Genomic DNA, 16,639 nt, shown 5'->3' with positions numbered 1-16,639 from the left:
CGCGTGTCACCGCAGCGTGAAACATTTCGGGGGCCGGGTCGCATCCTAGCTGGCCCCGGTGGGCCAGTCGTTAGATTGTTGTTAAAACAACGTTAAATTCAGGCTTCGGATCCAACAGGTTCACAAAACCGTGACCTCGGCCCGGCCGTCGCGTCACCAACTGCGCCAGTGCGTCAAACAACGCCGGAAACGCAGACGCCGCCCTGGAAGGCGGCGTTTTTGCATTGAAATTCAACAGCTTGTGAAATCAGGCATAGGCCGGCGTGGCGTACACCACCGGGTCCGGCACGGCCGGCGAGTCGTAAGTGACCCATTCCCAGGCGGTGGCATCGGCCATCAGCGCCCGCACCAGCTTGTTGTTGAGCGCGTGGCCGGACTTGAAGCCCTCGTAGGCACCCAGCACCTGGCCGCCGGCCAGATAGAGGTCGCCGATCGCGTCAAGAATCTTGTGGCGCACGAATTCGTCGGCGTAGCGCAGGCCGTCTTCGTTGAGCACGCGGAACTCGTCGAGCACGATGGCGTTGTCCATCGAACCGCCCAGGCCGAGATTGCGCTCGCGCATGTATTCCAGGTCGCGCATGAAGCCGAAGGTGCGCGCGCGGGAGATTTCCTTGGTGTAGGCCATCGTCGAGAACTCGATTTCCTGGCGCGACTGCTTGGCCGGGATCATCGGGTGGTCGAACTGGATGGTGAAGCCCAGCTTGTACCCCTCGTACGGGGTAAAGCGGGCCATCTTGTCGCCCTCGGTCACTTCCACGGTCTTCAGCACGCGGATGAAGCGCTTGGGCGCATCCTGTTCGACGATGCCTGCCGACTGCAGCAGGAACACGAACGGGCCGGACGAACCGTCCATGATCGGCAGCTCGGCCGAGGACAGTTCGACGATGATGTTGTCCACACCCAGGCCGGCCAGGGCCGACATCAGGTGCTCGACGGTCTGGATCTTGGCGTCGTTGCAGGTCAGGCCGGTGCACAGGGTCACTTCGGTGACCAGTTCGGCCTTCGCAGGCACTTCCACTACCGGGTCCAGGTCCACGCGCCGGAACACGATGCCATGGTTGACCGGCGCCGGGCGCAGGGTCATGTAGACCTTGTCGCCGCTGTGCAGGCCTACACCGGTGGCGCGGATCGTGTTCTTGAGGGTGCGTTGCTGGATCATGGGGGACGACCGGAAGTGACACAGTAGATTAACACGCAGGGTCCCCTACCCCGGCTGAAACGCCGGTGGGACGCGCGTGAAGCAGGGCGGCCGGGCCCATCCTGGCCCGGCGCCCGCGTTTTCAGGACATGGTGGCGCAACCCGGGGGGGACAAGCCCCGGGCAGCGTCGATCAGTCCGCCTGGCGGCGCAGGAACGCCGGGATGTCCAGGTAATCGTTCGGCAGTTCCGCCGCGGCCGGGGCCGAGGAGGCCGGAGCCGACGGGGTGGAAGCTGCCACGCTGTCGCTGCTGGCACGACGCAGACCCAGGCCCATGCCGCCGACGGCCTTGGACACCGCATCGCCGCCGTTGTCGAACTCGCCGAACTCCGGCTGGCCGGTGGTGGCGTTGCGGACCAGCTTGATCGGTGCACGCTCGCCCGGACGCTGGGTCTTGCTGGCCGAGACGCGGTTCAGGCCCGTGGCGACCACGGTCACGCGCACTTCGTCCTGCATGTCCGGATCGAGCACGGTACCCACCACCACGGTCGCGTCTTCCGAAGCGAAGCCGTCGATGGTGCGGCCGATCTCGTCGAACTCGGCCATGGTGAAGTCGGCACCGGCGGTGATGTTGACCAGGATGCCGTTGGCGCCAGCCAGGTTCACATCGTCCAGCAGCGGGTTCTGGATGGCCGACTCGGCCGCGGCCTGCGCGCGGTCATCGCCGCGGGCGGTACCGGTACCCATCATCGCCAGGCCCATTTCGGACATGACGGTGCGCACGTCGGCGAAGTCGACGTTGATCAGGCCCGGACGCACGATCAGGTCGGCGATGCCCTGCACGGCGCCCTGCAGCACGTCGTTGGCGGCACGGAAGGCCTGGATCATGGTCGCGTTGCGACCCAGCACGGTGATCAGCTTCTCGTTGGGGATGGTGATCAGCGAGTCGCAGTGCTGGCTCAGTTCTTCAATGCCCTTCAGCGCGACCTGCATGCGGCGGCGGCCTTCGAACGGGAACGGCTTGGTGACCACGGCCACGGTCAGGATGCCCATTTCCTTGGCCAGCTGTGCCACCACCGGCGCAGCGCCGGTACCGGTGCCACCGCCCATGCCAGCGGTGATGAACACCATGTCCGCGCCCTGCAGCGCGTCCATGATGCGCTCACGGTCTTCCAGCGCAGCCTGGCGGCCGACTTCCGGATTCGCGCCTGCGCCCAGGCCCTTGGTGACATTGGTACCCAGCTGCAGCTGCAGCTTGGCACCACAATTCTTGATGGCCTGCGAGTCGGTGTTGGCAGTGATGAATTCCACGCCATCCACTGCCGAGTTGACCATGTGCGCCACGGCATTGCCGCCGCCGCCGCCCACGCCAACCACCTTGATCACCGCATTGGGTGCCATCTTTTCGATCAGTTCAAAATGCGCCATGTCCGTGTCCTCGTTGTATCCGCTTTCGATTGCATGGGCGTTCGGGCGTCCTGCCTTCGTGCTGCATGCCGTCGTTGCGGCTGTGTGGGTTATGTGTGTTGCCGGTGTAGCGTCGTGTTGCCGGTGTTGCAGCCGGGCTGCGCCCGGGTGGTACAGGTGCCGCGTCAGAATTCGCCGCGGAACCAGGTCTTGAGTTTCTTGAACATGCTTCCGGCGCGGCCGGTCGGCAGCGACGGCCGGCGCGGATGCTCGATCTGGCTGCCCATCAGCAGCAGGCCCACGCCGGTGGCATGCACCGGGTTGCCCACCACTTCGCCCAGGCCGGTAACGTGCTGCGGGATGCCCACGCGTACCGGCATCTGCAGCATTTCCTCGGCCAGTTCGACCACGCCTTCCATCTTCGAGGCACCACCGGTCAGCACCATGCCGGCGCGCACCAGTTCCTCGAACCCGGAGCGGCGCAGTTCGGCCTGCACCATTTCGAAGATCTCTTCGTAGCGGCCCTGCACTGCCTGCGCCAGCGCGTGGCGCGGCATGCGGCGCGGCGGACGATCACCGACCGACGGCACCTGGATGCTTTCCTCGGCGGTAGCCAGCTGGGCCAGGGCGCATGCATAGCGCACCTTGATCTGCTCGGCTTCCGGGGTCGGCGTGCGCAGCATGTGCGCGATGTCGTTGGTCACGTGGTCGCCGGCGATCGGCAGCGAGGCGGTATGACAGATCGCGCCCTGCACGAACACTGCGATGTCGGTGGTGCCGGCGCCCATGTCGACCAGCACCACGCCCAGTTCGCGCTCGTCGGCGGTCAGCACCGCCACGCTGGACGCCAGCGAGGACAGCACCAGATCGTCCACCTGCAGGCCGCAGCGCTGCACGCACTTGCTGATGTTGGCCGCAGCCGACTGCGCGCACACCACCAGGTGCGCATGCACCTCCAGGCGCACGCCGGTCATGCCGACGGGGTTGCGGATGCCTTCCTGCGAATCATCCAGCACGTACTCGCGCGGGATCGCATGCAGGATCTTCTGGTCGGCCGGAATCGCCACTGCCTTGGCCGCATCGAGCACGCGATCCAGGTCGCCCCAGGTCACTTCGCCGTCGCGGATCGGCACGATGCCGGGCGAGTTCTTGCACTGCACGTGGTTGCCGGAAATGGAGGCATACACCGAGCGGATCTCGCAGCCGGCCATCAGCTCGGCTTCTTCGACCGCACGCTGGATCGACTGCACGGTCGATTCGATATCCACCACCACGCCGCGCTTGAGGCCGCGCGACTCATGGGAGCCGATGCCGATCACTTCGATCGGGTTGCCCGGCGAATACTCGCCCACCAGCGCCACCACCTTGGAGGTGCCGATATCCAGGCCGACGATCAGCGATTTGTCACCCTTGCGATTCATGTTCTTTCCTGCGTCCTTCTTGCCGGGGTGCCCGGTGCATTGGCGGGGGCGGCCGGAGTGCCCCAGCTCAGCGTGAAACCATTGGTATATCGGAGGTCGGCGCGCTCGATCGGCGCGGCCTGGTTGGCCAGCTGCGGCAGCACGCGCACGAAGCGCTGCAGGCGCGAGCGGGCATCGTCGCGGCCGACCACCACTTCAGTGCCGTTGCTCAGCAGCAGCGACCAGCTGCCGCGCGCGTCCATCGTCAGCCGGCGCACGTCGACGCCTGCCGGCGCGAACAGCGCGCGCGAATCGTTGTACAGCTTGACCACTTCCTCGGTCTGGCTGTCCGGGCCATCCAGCTCGGGCAGCTGCAGGTCGGCCAGCTTCTTCGGCGTGGGGAACAGCTTGCCCTGCTCGGACAGCAGGCGATCTTCGCCCCAGCGCGCGAACGGCTTGTGCTCGACCAGCGTCACTTCCAGCACGTCCGGCCACTGCTTGCGCACCTGCGCGCTTTCCACCCACGGCAGTTTCTCCAGTGCGTCCTGCGCGTCCTGCAGCTTGACCGCGAAGAAGCCGGCATGTGCATACGGCAGCAGCACCTGCTGCAGCTGTTCCGGCGGCACCCGCTTGAACTCACCGTGCACGCGCAGCTTCGCCAGCGGCCAGCGCTCGGCGCCGACCCAGCCATTGACCACGGCCACCACCGGCAGTGCAACCACCGACAGTGCCAACAGCCAGACGAAGATGCGCAGCACCGCGTTCATGCGTGCGATGCCTCCAGGGTCTGTTCCAGCACGCGCCACACCAGCTCTTCGAAGCTGATACCGGCCTGCCCGGCCGCCTTGGGCACCAGCGAGTGGCTGGTCATGCCCGGCGCGGTGTTCACTTCCAGCAGGAAGAAGCGGCCGCTGGTGCGGTCACGCATCACGTCGACGCGACCCCAGCCACGGCAACCGGCCGCGCGGAAGGCAGCCAGCGCGATGCGGCGGATCTCGTCTTCGTCATCACCGTCCAGGCCCGGGCACAGGTACTGGGTGTCTTCGGCGATGTACTTGGCGTTGTAGTCGTACCACTGGCCCTTGGGCACGATGCGGATCGACGGCAGCGCAACGTCGCCGAGGATGGCCACGGTCAGTTCGTCGCCCACCACCATCTGTTCCATCAGCAGCTGGCCGTCGTAACGCGCGGCCAGGGCCACGGCTTCGTCCAGGCCGGCGTCGTCGGTGACCCGGCTGATGCCCACGCTGGAACCCTCGTTGGCCGGCTTGACCACCACCGGCAGGCCGAGCTCGGCCGCCAGCGCGTGGACATTCTTTTCGGCCGCTCCCGGCATCCCGCCTCCCGCGGCACTCGTACCTCCGTGTACTTCGCGGTACTGCGGGGTCGGCAGGCCCAGTGACAGCCACACCTGCTTGGTGCGGATCTTGTCCATGCTCAACGCCGAGCCCAGCACGTTGGAGCCGGTGTACGGCACGCCGAAGGCCTCCATCAGGCCCTGCACGATGCCGTCCTCACCGCCACCATTGTGGCCGTGCAGGATGTTGAACACGCGATCGATGCCGCCGGCCGCCAGCGCCTTGGCCAGCGCCGGAATGCCGTCGATGGCGATGGCATCGACGCCGCGCGACTGCAGGGCTTCGAGCACGTTGCGGCCCGAATCCAGCGACACTTCGCGTTCGCTGGAGCTGCCACCGAGCAGCACGGCGACGCGACCGAACGCGGCCGGGTCGGTGCTGCGCAGCGGCGGGAAGGTCAGCGTGCTCACGCCTCGCCCTCCGCCTTGAAGCCTTCCACGGCAATGTGGCTGGCGACGGCGCCGATGTCGCCGGCACCCATCATCAGCAGCAGGTCACCGTCCTGCAGCACGTCCGGCAGCACGGTGGCCAGCTCGGATGCCTTGCCGACCACCACCGGCTCGCTGCGGCCACGTGCACGGATGGCGCGGGCCAGTGCATGCGAATCGGCGCCAGCGATCGGCTCTTCACCGGCCGGGTAGACCTCGCTCAGCACCAGTGCATCGACACTGGACAGCACCGCGGCGAACTTGTCGAACTGATCACGGGTACGGCTGTAGCGGTGCGGCTGGAAGGCGACCACCAGGCGCTTGTCGGCCCAGCCGCCACGCGCGGCGGCGAACACCGCTTCCAGCTCGCTCGGATGGTGGCCGTAGTCGTCGATGATGCGGACCTTGGCACCGCTGGCGGTAGTCACTTCGCCCAGGTCATTGAAGCGGCGACCGACGCCAGCGAAGCTGGCCAGCGCACGCGCGATCGTGTCCGGGGCCACGCCCAGCTGCCAGCCCACCGCCGCAGCGGCCAGCGCGTTGAGCACGTTGTGCTTGCCCGGCAGCGCCAGTACCACTTCCTGGCTGGTGCCCTGCGGCAGGCGCAGGGTGAAGCGCATGCGCGAACCTTCCTGCACCACGTTCTCGGCGCGCACGTCGGCCTGCGGGCTCATGCCGTAGCTCATCACGTGGCGCGGGGTCTTGGCGGCCAGTGCGGCCACTTCCGGATCGTCGATGCACAGCACTGCCAGGCCGTAGAACGGCAGGCGCTGCAGGAACTCGGCGAACGCTGCCTGCACGCGGGCGAAATCGTTGCCGTAGTTCTCCAGATGATCGGAATCGATGTTGGTGATGATCGACATCAACGGATTCAGGCGCAGGAAGCTGCCGTCGCTCTCGTCGGCCTCGGCCACCAGCCACTGGCCACCACCGAGCTTGGCGTTGGCACCGGCAGCCAGCAGCTGGCCACCGATCACGAAGGTCGGGTCCAGCCCACCCTCGCTCAGCACCGCAGCGGTCAGGCTGGTGGTGGTGGTCTTGCCGTGGGTGCCGGCCACGGCGATGCCGCGACGGAAGCGCATCAGTTCGGCCAGCATCGCCGCGCGCGGCATGATCGGAATGCGCTGGCTGCGCGCTTCCATCAGCTCCGGGTTGTCTTCGCGGATCGCGCTGGAGACCACCACGCAGTCGGTGCCCAGCACGTTGGCGGCCGAGTGGCCGCGCATGATGCGCGCGCCCAGGCCGGCCAAGCGGCGGGTCGCGACGTTGTCGGCGTTGTCCGAACCGGACACTTCGTAGCCCAGCGTCAGCATCACTTCGGCGATGCCGCTCATGCCGGTGCCGCCGATGCCGACGAAATGCACGCGCGGGAACGCGCGCACCAGATCGTTGGTGTCATGCAGGCGGCGGATCATGCGCGGCCTCGCGCAGGGCAGGCGCTGGAGCGTGCCTTCTTCATACAGCTTCCTCGAGAATGATATCGGCGATGCGCTCGGCGGCATCGACCTTGGCCAGGGCACGCGCGGCTTGCGCCATCTGCATGCGGCGGGCGGGATTTTCGGACAGATCACGCAGCAGCGCGGCAATGCCGTCTGCCAGCGTTTCGTCCTGCTTCAGCAATACGGCTGCATCGCGCTCGACCAGGTACTCCGCATTGCGGGTCTGGTGATCGTCGACAGCAGCGGGGAATGGCACCAGCACGCTGCCGATGCCGACCGCGCAGAGTTCGGCCAGCGTGGACGCGCCGGAACGGCATACCACCAGGTCGGCCCAGGCGAAGGCTTCGGCCATGTCGGCGATGAACGGTGTGACCTCGCCCTGCACGCCGGCCTTGGCATAGGCCTCGACTGCTTCGGCATGCAGCTTCTCGCCGCTCTGGTGACGCACCACCACCGGCACCTGCGCACCCAGGCTGGCCAGTGCCTGCGGCACGCCACTGTTGAGCGCGCGGGCACCCTGGCTTCCGCCCAGCACCAGCAGGCGCAGCGGACCGCTGCGATCGGCCAGCCGCTGCTGCGGCGGCGCGACGGCGGCGATTTCGGCGCGCACCGGATTGCCCACGAACTCCTCGCGTGCAGCGAAGGTGCCCGGGAAACCGGTCAGCAGGCGGCGCGCGTAGCGCGACAGGATGCGGTTGGTCAGGCCCGGCGCGCGGTTCTGTTCGTGCACGATCAGCGGCAGGCCGTGCAGGCGCGCGGCCATGCCACCGGGGCCGGAAGCGAAGCCACCGAAGGCGACCACCGCACGCGGCTGGCGATCACGGATGATCAGGCCGGCCGCACGCAGCGCGCGCATCAGGCGCCACGGCGCGGCCAGCAGAGCCAGCTTGCCCTTGCCACGCAGGCCGGTGATGGCCAGCGTATCGATGGCGATGTCGTGCTGCGGAACCAGGCGGGTTTCCATGGCGCCATCGGCACCCATCCAGGTGACCGGCACGCCACGCGCGCGCAGCACGCGGGCCACGGCCAGGCCCGGGAAGATGTGCCCGCCAGTACCACCGGCCAGGATCATCACCGGCCGGTTGTTGTTCTGGGCCGCGCTCATCCGAGCCTCCCGAAGGTGGGTTCGACGCGCGACTGCAGGCGGCTGGTGCCACGCACGGCGGCCGGCTCGGCCGCGGCCGGTTCGGCAGCCATCGGCACGTTCTTCGCCACCGGTGCAGCAGAAGGCTCGGCGGCGGCAGGCCCGGCTACATCGTCGGCGGCGCCCATGCGCACGGCCTGGCGGCGCTCGGCGCGCTTGAGTTCATAGGACACGCGCAGCAGCAGGCCCATCGCCACGCAGGTCATCAGCACCGACGAACCACCCGACGAAATCAGCGGCAGGGTCAGGCCCTTGGTCGGCAGGATGCCCAGGTTCACGCCGATCGAAACGAAGGTCTGCATGCTGATCCACAGGCCGATGCCGAAGGCGATGTAACCGGAGAAGTGGCGCTTCATTTCCACGCAGCGCATGCCCAGCCAGAAGGTGCGGCCGACCAGCAGTGCGTACAGGGCCACGATCACGCAGGTGCCCAGGAAACCGAATTCCTCGGCGGTGACCGAGAAGATGAAGTCGGTGTGCGCCTCGGGCAGGTAGTACAGCTTCTGCACCGAATTGCCCAGGCCAACGCCGGTCCACTCGCCGCGGCCCACCGCCATCAGCGCGTTGGACAGCTGGTAGCCGTCGCCCTGCTGGTCGGCCCACGGGTCGAGGAAGGAGGTGATGCGGCGCATGCGGTACGGCTCGATGATCGCCAGCGCGCTCATGCCGACCAGACCGATCACCACCGGCATCGACATGCGCGGCATGTTCACCCCGCCCAGCACCAGCATGCCGGCGGTGATCGCCAGCAGCAGGGTGGACGAGCCGAAGTCGGGCTGCAGCAGCAGCAGCACCACCAGCGCACCGGCCACGCCCAGCGGCTTGAGCATCGCCGGCCAGGTCGCGTTGACCTCGTCGCGGAAGCGCACCAGGTAGCTGGACAGCCAGACGATGTAGAGCACCTTCACCGCTTCGACCGTCTGGAACTTGGAGATGCCCAGGTTGATCCAGCGGCGGGCACCGTTGACGCTGCTGCCCAGGCCGGGCACGAACACCACCACCAGCAGCGCGAAGCAGCCCAGCAGCAGCATCTGGTTGTACTGCTCGATGGTCTTCAGCTCGGTACGCGCGGCGAAGATGGCCAATACGATGCCGACCGCCAGGAAGATCAGGTGGCGGTTGAGGTAATAGAACGGGCTGCTCATCAACGCGATCGAGCTGGACGCCACCATCACCACGCCCAGCCCGGTGAGCGCGATCATCGCGCCGAGCAGCCACTTGTCGTAGCTGCCACCGATGGCCTCGAGGCGTGTTGCCTGGTGCGACAGGTCATTCATCAGCGTACCTTCAACGTGGCCAGGCCGATCAGCACCAGCACGACGGAGATGATCCAGAAGCGCACGATCACGCGCGGCTCCGGCCAGCCCTTCAGTTCGAAGTGGTGGTGGATCGGCGCCATGCGGAACACGCGCTTGCCGGTCAGCTTGAACGAGGCGACCTGGATCATCACCGACAGCGTCTCGATGACGAACACGCCGCCCATGATCACCAGCACCAGTTCCTGGCGGGTGATCACCGCGATGGTGCCCAGCACCGCGCCCAGCGACAGCGCGCCGATATCGCCCATGAACACCATGGCCGGATAGGTGTTGAACCACAGGAAGCCCAGCCCCGCGCCGGCGATCGCCGCACAGATGATGACCAGCTCACCGGCGCCTGGAATCTGCGGGATCTGCAGGTAGTTGGCGAACACCGCGTTGCCCGACGCATAGGCGAACACGCCCAGCGCGCAGGCCACCAGCACCGTCGGCATGATCGCCAGCCCGTCCAGGCCGTCGGTCAGGTTGACCGCGTTGGAGAAGCCGACGATCCAGAAATAGGCGATGGCCACGAAGCCGATGCCGGCCAGCGGCAGCGCCACCGACTTGAACATCGGGATGTAGAAGGTCAGCGCCGCCGGTACGTCGGCGGTCTGGAACAGGAAGATGCCCGCAGCCAGGCCGAAGATCGACTGCAGCAGGTACTTCCAGCGCGACTTCAGGCCGTTCGGGTCGCGACGGACGATCTTGATCCAGTCGTCGTACCAGCCGATGGCGCCGAAGCACAGCATCACCGCCAGCACCAGCCACACGTAGCGGTTGCGCAGGTCGGCCCACATCAGCACCGACAGGGTGACGGTGAGCAGGATCAGCGAACCACCCATGGTCGGCGTGCCGGCCTTGGAGAAATGGGTCTGCGGACCATCGGTCCGGATCGGCTGGCCGCCCTTGAACTGGGCAAGCTTGCGGATCATCGCCGGGCCGAGCCACAGCGACAGGAACAGCGCCGTCAACGCGGCAAGGATGGCGCGGAACGTCTGGTAGTTGAACAGCCCGAACAGGCTCTCCAACTGCTGCAACCATCGAGCCAGTTCATACAACATGCGGGGATTCCTCTCCTTGCGCCAGCAGCGCTTTGACAATCGTGTCCATGGCGCTGCCACGGGAACCCTTGACCAGGCAGCGCACGCCGGCGTGCAGCGCTTCCTTCAGCGCCTGCGACAGCGCGTCATGGGTGGTGAAATGATGTCCGCCCTCGCCAAACGCAGCGGCGGCAGCGGCGCTGAGCGGGCCCAGCGCATACAGGCGCTTGAGGCCGGCGGCACGCGCGCGGATGCCCGCCTGTGCATGCAGCGCCTCGGCGTCGGCGCCCAGCTCGCGCATGTCGCCCAGCACCAGCCAGCCCTCTTCCGGGGCGGCGGCCAGTGCGTCGATGGCGGCGGCCAGCGAACCAGGGTTGGCGTTGTAGCTGTCATCCACCAGCACCGCGCCGTTGTGCAGCTGATGGGCGATCTGGCGGCCCGGCACCGGCTGCGCTTCCGCCAGGCCGGTGGCCACCAGTGACAGCTCGATGCCGGCGGCAAGCGCCAGGCTGGCGGCGGCCAGCGCATTGCTGATGTTGTGGCGGCCCGGCAGGCCCAGCACCACGCCCGCCTCGCCCATCGGCGTGACCAGGGTGAAGCGGCTGCCCTGCGCACCGGCGCGGATGTCGCGCGCGGTGACGTCGGCGGTGTGTTCCAGGCCATAGCGCAGCACCCGGCAACGTGCCGGGGTACCGATGAAATGCTGTTCGAACCAGCGCCCGTAGGCATCGTCGGCGTTGATCACGGCCACGCCATCGGCCGGCAGCGCGGCGTAGATCGCGCCCTTGGTCACCGCCACGCCGAGCAGGCTGCCCATCCGCTCCAGGTGGGCCGGGGCGATGTTGTTGACCAGGGCATAGCGCGGGCGCGCGATGTCGGTCAGGTAGGCGATGTCGCCCGGCTTGCCGGCGCCCATCTCGTAGACGGCGTAGTCGGCATCTTCCGGTGCGTCGATCACCGCCAGCGGCAGGCCGATCTCGTTGTTGCGGTTGCCCGGGTTGGCGTAGACCACCTTGTGCGCGTGCTGGGCCACCTGCTGCAGGATCGCCAGCAGCAGGCTCTTGACGCTGGTCTTGCCGTTGCTGCCGGTGATGGCGAACAGTTCGGTCGCGCGGTCGCGCTGCATGCCGGCGGCGATCTTCGCCAGCGCGCGCTCGCTGTCGGCCACCAGCACCTGCGGCAGGTCCAGCGGCAGCAGGCGCTCGACCAGCAACGCGCTGGCGCCACGCGCCTGTGCGTCGGCAGCAAAATCGTGGCCGTCGAAGCGTTCGCCACGCAGCGCCACGTACAGGCTGCCCGGACCAAGGCTGCGGGTATCGTTGCTGACCGCGTCGATGGCCACGTCGTCGCCGTGGATCTCGCCACCGGCCCAGTGTGCGATCAGCGAAAGCAGGGTGCGCTTCATGCGGCGCCCTCCCCGGCCTGAGCGGCCAACACACCGGCCTTCGCAGCCAGCGCGGCGGCCGATACTTCGGTGTCGTCGAAGTCATGCCGCACGCCATTCACTTCCTGATAGGGCTCGTGGCCCTTGCCGGCGATCAGGATGATGTCGCCGGCACCAGCGCGCTTCACCGCCAGGCCGATCGCACGCGCGCGGTTGCGCTGCACGGTCACGGCCGAGGCATCGGTGAAGCCAGCCAGGATGTCGGCCACGATCACGTCGCCGTCTTCGCCACGCGGGTTGTCGTCGGTGACGATGACCTGGTTGGCCAGGCGCTCGGCAATGGCAGCCATCTGCGGGCGCTTGCCGGTATCGCGCTCGCCACCGCAGCCGAACACGCAGAACAGCGTGCCCTGCAGGTGGCCGTGCAGGCTGTCCAGCGCCTGTTCCAGCGCGTCGGGGGTGTGTGCGTAATCAACCACCACGGTCGGCAGGCCATCTTCGCCGCCCAAGCGGTTCATGCGGCCACGGATCGGCTGCAGTGCCGACAGCACCTCGGCGATGCGCGGCAGCGGATGCCCCAGCGCATGCAGGCTGCCAGCCACGGCCAACAGGTTGTCCACGTTGAAGCGGCCCAGCAGCGGCGACTGCACCGCAGCGCGCTGGCCGTCGATGACCAGTTCGAAACCGATGCCGCGGCCATTCAGCTGCAGCGCTTCGGCGCGCACGCTGGCACCGTCGGCACCACGCGAGCTCAGGCCGATGGCCTGCACGCCCGCCGGCAGGCCGGCGAACAGCTGGCGACCGAACGCATCGTCAAGATTGATGACCGCCGCCTTCAGGCCCGGGCGATGGAACAGCCGCGCCTTGGCCGCGCCGTAGCTGGCCATGTCACCGTGGTAGTCAAGGTGATCGCGGGTGAGATTGGTGAACACCGCCACGTCGTAGTGCACCGCATCCACGCGGCCCTGGTCCAGCGCATGCGAGCTGACTTCCATCGCCACCGCGCGCGCGCCATCGTCGCGCAGCTGCGCCAGCAGTGCATGCATCTGCAGCACCAGCGGGGTGGTGAAACCGGTCGGCTCGACCGCACCATAAAGTCCGGCGCCCAACGTGCCGATACTGCCACTGGGCGTACCGAGCAGGTGCCAGGCCTGGGCCAGCAGCTGCACGGTGGAGGTCTTGCCGTTGGTGCCGGTCACGCCAACCATGGTCATCGCCCGCGAAGGCGCGCCATGGAACTGGTCGGCCATTGCCCCCAGACGCGCACGCAGGTCCGGCACGGCGATGGCATCGGCCGGTGCAGGCAGCTCGGCAGGCGCCGGCGCTTCGAACAGGATCGCGCCGGCACCGGCAGCACGCGCCTGCTCGACAAAACCCAGGCCATGCGCGCCGAAACCGGCGATGGCAACGAAGGCATTGCCGGGGCGCACGGCACGGCTGTCCAGCACCAGGCCGGTCAGAACGGGATCATGGCCCGCCAGGGCCACGTCTGGAAGCAACTGCGAAAGCAACATCGAAGGGCTCATTGCGTGCCTCCCGTGGCGGGCGGCACATGGGGGTGCGCGCTGGGCAGCGCGGCATCGAATTCAGCGGCGGCATCCACCGGCAGTGCGGCTTCGGCCGGCGGCACCGGCAGCACCGAGGCCGAATGCCCGATCTTTCCGGACTGCTGGGCAGCCAGCCACGACTGCAGGTCATCCAGCGGCACGTCCATCAGGCGCAGGGTGCCTTCCATCACGTTGTGATAGACCGGCGCCGACACCAGGCCGCCGTAGAACTTGCCGCCCTGCGGATCGTTGATGACGATGACGGTGGCAAAACGCGGATTGGTGGCCGGCACCACGCCGGCGAACAGCGCGTTGTAGTGGCCGCGCTCGTAGCCACCGGGGCCGGTCTTGCGCGCGGTACCGGTCTTGCCGGCCACGCGGTAGCCCAGCACCGCCGCCTGCTTGGCGCCGCCCTGGGTGACCACCGTTTCCATCATCGCCACCACCTGCTTGGCGACGTTCTCGTCGATGATCTGCTGGCCTTCGTTGCGCTGGCCCTTGACGAAGGTCGGCGCGATCAGCTTGCCGCCGTTGGCCAGCGCCGAGTACGCGGTGGCGATCTGCAGCGGCGTGACATTCAGGCCATAGCCGTAGGACATGGTCGTCTTGGTCGCGCCGTCCCAGTTGGCGGGGCGCCGCACGACACCGCCGGACTCGCCGGGGAAGCCACTGTGCGGCACCGAGCCGTAGCCGAAACGGCGCACGCCGTCGTAGAACACCTGGTCGGGCATCTTCGCGGCGATCTTGGCCGCGCCGATGTTGGAGCTGCGGGTGATCACACCGGTGACGTTCAGCACGCCGTTGTTGCGCGGCACATCGCGGATGGTGAAACGGGCAACCTGCATGTAGCCCGGGTTGGTATCGATGATGGTGTCCTTGGTCACCACCCCGGACTGCAGCGCGGTGGCGATGGTCAGCGGCTTCATCGTCGAACCCGGCTCGACCAGGTCGGTCACCGCGCGATTGCGGCGCGTGTCCGGCACCGCGCCGTTGAGCGAGTTCGGGTTGTAGGTCGGCAGGTTGACCATGGCCAGGATCTCGCCGGTGGTCACGTCCATGATCACCATCGAGCCGCCGGCCGCCTTGTTGGCCACCAGCGCGTTGCGCAGTTCCTTGAAGGCCAGGTACTGGATGCGGCGGTCGATGCTGAGGGTCAGGTCCTTGCCCGGCTCGGCCGCACGCAACAGATCGCTTTCGACCGTCTCGCCCTTGCGGTTGCGGATCACCCGCTTGCCGCCGGGCTTGCCACGCAGCCATTCGTCGAAGGCCAGCTCCAGGCCTTCCTGGCCACGGTCGTCGATGTTGGTGAAGCCCAGCACGTGCGCCATCGCTTCACCCTGCGGGTAGAAGCGACGGAACTCACGCTGTGCCGCCACGCCCGGAATCTTCAGCGCGACCACGCGCTCTGCCTCATCCGGATTGATCCGGCGACGCAGGTACATGAATTCCTTGTCCGACTTCTGCGACAGGCGGCTGCTCAGCTCGTCCACCGACATGCCCACCGCCTGTGCCAGCTCGGGGATGCGCTCGGGCGAACGCAGCAGGTCCTGCGGGTTCACCCAGATCGAGGCGACCGGGGTGGACACCGCCAACGGCTCGCCGTTGCGGTCGGTGATCATGCCGCGCGAGGTCTTGATCGGCAGTTCGCGCAGGTAACGCGCTTCGCCCTGGCGCTGGTAGAAGTCGCTGTTGATGATCTGCACGTAGGCGGCACGACCCACCAGCGATACCGAGCACAGGCCGAGCGCTAGGGCCACCCAGCGCAGGCGCTGGCGCAGGTTGAAGGCGTTGCGTGGACGGTTGCGGCCGGTCTTGCTCATGGGCGCACCACCACCACGTCGGCGGCTTCGGGGAACTTCATGCCGAGCTTTTCGCGGGCGATGCTGTCCACGCGGTTGGCTTCGGCCAGGGTCGCCTGCTCCAGCTGCAGGCGGCCGAATTCGATGTTCAGGTCATCGCGTGCACGCTCGGCGCGCGACAGCTCGATGAACGTCTGCCGGTGACGGTGACGCACGAACACGACGCCGATCGCCGAGGCCACGGTGCAGGCCAACAGGATGATCAGCAGCAGCCGGCTCATGCATCGGCCTCCCGCTTCTGGGCCACACGCAGCACGGCGCTGCGGGCGCGCGGGTTCATCGCCAGCTCTTCGTCGGTGGCCTTGATGGCGCCGCCGATCAGGTCCAGGGTCGGCACGAAGGCCTGCGCCTCGGGCAGCCGGCGGTTGGCCGGCGGTGCCTTGGCCAGGCGGTTCATGTACTGCTTGACGATGCGGTCTTCCAGCGAGTGGAAGCTGATCACCGCCAGCCGGCCACCGGGCTTCAGGCGCTCCACCGCCGCGTCCAGGCCGGCTTCGAGGTCGGCCAGTTCGCGGTTGATGTGGATGCGGATGGCCTGGAAGCTGCGCGTGGCCGGATGGATCTTGTCCTTGCCGCGCGGCATCACCGAGGCGATCAGCTCGGCCAGTTCGGCGGTGCGGGTGAACGGCTGCTTCTCGCGGCGGGCCACGATGGCGCGGGCGATGCGCCGGCTCTGCCGCTCTTCGCCGTAGGTCCACAGCACGTCGGCGATCTCGCGATCCTCCACGCGGTTGATCCACTGCGCAGCGCTTTCGCCACTGTCCGGGTCCATGCGCATGTCCAGCGGGCCGTCCTTGCCGAAGCTGAAACCACGCTCGGCCACATCCAGCTGCGGCGAGGACACGCCAAGGTCGAACAGCACGCCATCCAGGCCTTCGGCGGTCTCGTTCCACTGCAGCAGCTGGGCGAAGCTGCCACGGAAGATCGACACGCGCGGGTCCGGCGCGAAATCGCGCTCGGCAACGGCAATGGCTTCCGGATCCTTGTCCATGACCAGCAGGCGTCCCTCGGGACCGAGCTGGGTGAGCACGCCACGTGCATGACCGCCACGACCGAACGTGCCATCCAGATAACGTCCGTTTTCGATCACCCTCAGGCCTTCCAGGACCTGGGTGTACAGGACCGGCAGATGCACCGCCGGCGACTGCGACACCGGAAGGTGACCGGTCTGCGCTTCTGGGCGCATCCGGGCAC

General features: G+C 67.6%; 13 protein-coding genes and 1 pseudogene. All 14 read right to left on the bottom strand.

Annotated elements, in window-relative coordinates:
- Positions 1 to 247: 247 nt before the first annotated feature.
- Entirely contained in the window at positions 248 to 1,159 is a 912-nt protein-coding gene (gene lpxC / locus BW38_RS18455; protein ID WP_025876575.1) for a UDP-3-O-acyl-N-acetylglucosamine deacetylase, read from the bottom strand.
- Between the two features lie 171 nt (positions 1,160 to 1,330).
- Positions 1,331 to 2,566, bottom strand: coding sequence for a cell division protein FtsZ (gene ftsZ / locus BW38_RS18460; RefSeq protein WP_025876577.1), 1,236 nt, complete (start codon positions 2,564 to 2,566; stop codon positions 1,331 to 1,333).
- 164 nt (positions 2,567 to 2,730) lie between these two features.
- Positions 2,731 to 3,966, bottom strand: coding sequence for a cell division protein FtsA (gene ftsA, locus BW38_RS18465; RefSeq protein ID WP_025876580.1), 1,236 nt, complete (start codon positions 3,964 to 3,966; stop codon positions 2,731 to 2,733).
- Between the two features lie 68 nt (positions 3,967 to 4,034).
- Positions 4,035 to 4,712, bottom strand: a pseudogene (locus BW38_RS18470) (cell division protein FtsQ/DivIB); the annotation flags it as partial.
- Positions 4,709 to 5,713, bottom strand: a complete 1,005-nt coding sequence (locus BW38_RS18475; protein ID WP_032974910.1) for a D-alanine--D-alanine ligase — start codon at positions 5,711 to 5,713, stop codon at positions 4,709 to 4,711. The pseudogene BW38_RS18470 and the gene BW38_RS18475, both read right to left, overlap by 4 nt.
- Positions 5,710 to 7,146 (bottom strand): UDP-N-acetylmuramate--L-alanine ligase, encoded by a 1,437-nt coding sequence (murC, locus tag BW38_RS18480; protein WP_025876586.1) that lies wholly within the window; start codon positions 7,144 to 7,146, stop codon positions 5,710 to 5,712. The genes BW38_RS18475 and murC overlap by 4 nt, the downstream gene beginning before the upstream one ends.
- Positions 7,147 to 7,186: 40 nt before the next feature.
- Positions 7,187 to 8,275, bottom strand: coding sequence for an undecaprenyldiphospho-muramoylpentapeptide beta-N-acetylglucosaminyltransferase (gene murG / locus BW38_RS18485; RefSeq protein ID WP_032974909.1), 1,089 nt, complete (start codon positions 8,273 to 8,275; stop codon positions 7,187 to 7,189).
- The gene (gene ftsW, locus BW38_RS18490) at positions 8,272 to 9,591 is read right to left on the bottom strand and encodes a putative lipid II flippase FtsW (protein ID WP_025876590.1); all 1,320 of its coding nucleotides are present in this window, start codon (positions 9,589 to 9,591) and stop codon (positions 8,272 to 8,274) included. The genes murG and ftsW overlap by 4 nt, the downstream gene beginning before the upstream one ends.
- Positions 9,591 to 10,676: a phospho-N-acetylmuramoyl-pentapeptide-transferase gene (gene mraY, locus BW38_RS18495; RefSeq protein WP_025876592.1), complete on the bottom strand. Its 1,086-nt coding sequence runs from the start codon at positions 10,674 to 10,676 to the stop codon at positions 9,591 to 9,593. Before mraY ends, ftsW begins: the two co-directional genes overlap by 1 nt.
- On the bottom strand, positions 10,666 to 12,060 hold the full coding sequence (gene murF, locus BW38_RS18500) for a UDP-N-acetylmuramoyl-tripeptide--D-alanyl-D-alanine ligase (protein ID WP_032974908.1): 1,395 nt from the start codon (positions 12,058 to 12,060) through the stop codon (positions 10,666 to 10,668). Before murF ends, mraY begins: the two co-directional genes overlap by 11 nt.
- The gene (locus BW38_RS18505; RefSeq protein WP_032974907.1) at positions 12,057 to 13,565 is read right to left on the bottom strand and encodes a UDP-N-acetylmuramoyl-L-alanyl-D-glutamate--2,6-diaminopimelate ligase; all 1,509 of its coding nucleotides are present in this window, start codon (positions 13,563 to 13,565) and stop codon (positions 12,057 to 12,059) included. The genes murF and BW38_RS18505 overlap by 4 nt, the downstream gene beginning before the upstream one ends.
- Positions 13,562 to 15,406 carry a penicillin-binding protein 2 gene (locus tag BW38_RS18510; RefSeq protein WP_025876598.1) on the bottom strand — a complete coding sequence of 615 codons (1,845 nt, stop codon included), beginning with the start codon at positions 15,404 to 15,406 and terminating at the stop codon, positions 13,562 to 13,564. Before BW38_RS18510 ends, BW38_RS18505 begins: the two co-directional genes overlap by 4 nt.
- Positions 15,403 to 15,666: a cell division protein FtsL gene (gene ftsL, locus BW38_RS18515; RefSeq protein WP_025876599.1), complete on the bottom strand. Its 264-nt coding sequence runs from the start codon at positions 15,664 to 15,666 to the stop codon at positions 15,403 to 15,405. The genes BW38_RS18510 and ftsL overlap by 4 nt, the downstream gene beginning before the upstream one ends.
- Entirely contained in the window at positions 15,663 to 16,631 is a 969-nt protein-coding gene (gene rsmH, locus BW38_RS18520; RefSeq protein WP_025876600.1) for a 16S rRNA (cytosine(1402)-N(4))-methyltransferase RsmH, read from the bottom strand. The genes ftsL and rsmH overlap by 4 nt, the downstream gene beginning before the upstream one ends.
- Positions 16,632 to 16,639 lie beyond the last annotated feature (8 nt).

Origin of the sequence: Stenotrophomonas sp. RIT309, assembly GCF_000632045.1 — a bacterium.
Lineage (GTDB): Bacteria > Pseudomonadota > Gammaproteobacteria > Xanthomonadales > Xanthomonadaceae > Stenotrophomonas > Stenotrophomonas indicatrix.
This window is presented reverse-complemented; position numbering and strand designations above follow the sequence as displayed.

What these genes read in the sequence shown, in the direction of transcription:
- ftsZ (WP_025876577.1), bottom strand. Translation starts at nt 2,566, where the DNA reads ATGGCGCATTTTGAACTGATCGAAAAGATGGCACCCAATGCGGTGATC.
- BW38_RS18510 (WP_025876598.1), bottom strand. Translation starts at nt 15,406, where the DNA reads ATGAGCAAGACCGGCCGCAACCGTCCACGCAACGCCTTCAACCTGCGC.
- murF (WP_032974908.1), bottom strand. Translation starts at nt 12,060, where the DNA reads ATGAAGCGCACCCTGCTTTCGCTGATCGCACACTGGGCCGGTGGCGAG.
- murC (WP_025876586.1), bottom strand. Translation starts at nt 7,146, where the DNA reads ATGATCCGCCGCCTGCATGACACCAACGATCTGGTGCGCGCGTTCCCG.
- rsmH (WP_025876600.1), bottom strand. Translation starts at nt 16,631, where the DNA reads ATGCGCCCAGAAGCGCAGACCGGTCACCTTCCGGTGTCGCAGTCGCCG.
- ftsA (WP_025876580.1), bottom strand. Translation starts at nt 3,966, where the DNA reads ATGAATCGCAAGGGTGACAAATCGCTGATCGTCGGCCTGGATATCGGC.
- lpxC (WP_025876575.1), bottom strand. Translation starts at nt 1,159, where the DNA reads ATGATCCAGCAACGCACCCTCAAGAACACGATCCGCGCCACCGGTGTA.
- murG (WP_032974909.1), bottom strand. Translation starts at nt 8,275, where the DNA reads ATGAGCGCGGCCCAGAACAACAACCGGCCGGTGATGATCCTGGCCGGT.
- ftsL (WP_025876599.1), bottom strand. Translation starts at nt 15,666, where the DNA reads ATGAGCCGGCTGCTGCTGATCATCCTGTTGGCCTGCACCGTGGCCTCG.
- ftsW (WP_025876590.1), bottom strand. Translation starts at nt 9,591, where the DNA reads ATGAATGACCTGTCGCACCAGGCAACACGCCTCGAGGCCATCGGTGGC.
- BW38_RS18505 (WP_032974907.1), bottom strand. Translation starts at nt 13,565, where the DNA reads ATGAGCCCTTCGATGTTGCTTTCGCAGTTGCTTCCAGACGTGGCCCTG.
- mraY (WP_025876592.1), bottom strand. Translation starts at nt 10,676, where the DNA reads ATGTTGTATGAACTGGCTCGATGGTTGCAGCAGTTGGAGAGCCTGTTC.